We start from the raw sequence: 1,962 nt of genomic DNA, 5'->3' as shown, positions 1-1,962 counted from the left end.
CACCCAACCCACCGACCACACCCTCCACCCCGCCCTCCTCGACGCCGCCCTCCACCCCCTCATCCTCAACACCCCCCAAAACGACAACACCACCCAACGCATCCCCTTCGCCTGGAACAACATCACCCTCCACGCCACCCACCCCACCACCCTCCGCGTCCACCTCACCCCCACCACCCCCGACACCGTCGAACTGACCCTGTTCGACGGCAACGGCGGCCCGGTCGCCCGCATCGGCGGGCTCACCACCCGGCCCGTCAGCCGGCAGCAGCTGGGCGCGGCGGCGGGCGCCGCGGACGACTCGGGCGTCCATCTGCTCGACTGGACGCCGCTGACCCCGGCCGAGGACATGTCGGCGCCGAAGTCGGTGGCCCTGCTCGGGGCGGCCGACCCGCTGGAGCTGGCCCCCGTGCTCGGGGGCTGCGCCCGCTACGAGGATCTGGCGGCGCTGGGCGCCGCCGTGGACACGGGCGCCGAGGCACCCGGGCTGGTCCTGGTGAGCGTGACCGGCGAGCGCGAGGACACCGCGGACGTCCTGACGGCGACGCGGTCCGTGCTGTACGGGGTCACCGCTCTGGTGCAGGAGTGGCTGGCCGACGAACGGTTCGCGCGGTCCCGGCTGGTCGTCGTGACGCGGGGCGCCGTCGCCACCCGGCCGGGACCGGAGATCCGGGACCTCGCGGCGGCTCCCGTCTGGGGTCTGGTGCGTTCGGCGAGGACGGAGAACCCGGAGCGCTTCGCGCTCCTGGACCTGGACACGGTGCCGGGCGTCGCCTCGGCGGCGGCGGACGCGGTGCTCCAGGTGCTGATGGAGGAGCTGCCCGAGGCCGCGGTCCGGGACGGGAGCGCCCACGTACCGCGGCTGGTGCGGCCGGCGGATGCGGCGGGGGTGCTGACGCCGCCCGTCGGCGTGGACTCGTGGCGCGTCGACGTCACCAGCAAGGGCACGCTCGGCAACGTGGCGCTCGTACCGCACCCCGAGGGGGAGCGCCCGCTCGCCGCCCACGAGATCCGGGTGGCCATGCGCGCGGGTGGTCTCAACTTCCGTGACGTGATGATCGGCCTCGGCATGTACCCGGGCGACGACGCCATGATCGGCGGCGAGGGAGCGGGTGTCGTCCTGGAGACCGGCTCCGAGGTGACCGGGCTCTCCGTCGGTGACCGGGTGTTCGGCATGTTCCCCTCGGGCGGGCTGGGCCCGGTCGGGGTCACCGACCACCGGCTGACCGCCCGGATTCCGCGAGGGCTCTCCTTCGGCCAGGCATCCGTCATCCCGGTCGTGTACCTGACGGCGTATTACGGTCTGACGGATCTGGCGGGGCTGCGGGCGGGTGAGCGGCTGCTGGTGCACTCCGCGGCAGGCGGGGTCGGAATGGCCGCCACCCAGATCGCCCGGCACCTGGGCGCCGAGGTGTACGGCACGGCCAGCCCCGGCAAGTGGGACACCCTGCGCGCACTCGGCTTCGACGACACCCACCTCGCCAACTCCCGCACCCTCGACTTCGAGCAGCAGTTCACCACCGCCACCCAAGGACACGGCTTCGACGTCGTACTCGACTCCCTCGCCAAGGAATTCGTCGACGCCACCCTGCGCCTCCAACCCCACGGCGGCCGCTTCCTGGAAATCGGCAAGACGGACATCCGGGATGCCGAGGAGGTGGCCGCCGCGCATCCGGGCGTCGTCTACCAGGCTTTCGACCTCATGGAAGCCGGGCCGGAGCGGACGCAGGAGATGCTGAGGGCCCTGGTGGAGTTGTTCGAGGCCGGGGTGCTGAGCCCGCCGCCGTTGACCGCGTGGGACGTGAGCCACGCACCGGCCGCGCTGCGTCACCTCAGCCAGGCCCAGCACGTCGGCAAGACGCTGCTGTCGCTGCCGCGTGAGCTGGATCCGGAAGGCACGGTCCTGATCACCGGGGCCACCGGCACCCTGGGCACCCTCCTCGCCCACCACCTCGTCACCAC

General features: G+C 73.0%; 1 protein-coding gene. It reads left to right on the top strand.

Going from position 1 to position 1,962, the window contains the following annotated elements; all coding sequences use genetic code 11:
• Nucleotides 1-1,962, top strand: a 1,962-nt coding sequence (locus tag AB0L33_RS35100; RefSeq protein ID WP_365687823.1) for a zinc-binding dehydrogenase, incomplete at both ends; no start/stop codon positions are given.

The sequence above is a fragment of the Streptomyces sp. NPDC052299 genome, from assembly GCF_040679335.1.
GTDB lineage: Bacteria > Actinomycetota > Actinomycetes > Streptomycetales > Streptomycetaceae > Streptomyces.
Note: the sequence above shows the minus strand (reverse complement) of the source record. Positions and strands in the feature narration are given on the sequence as shown.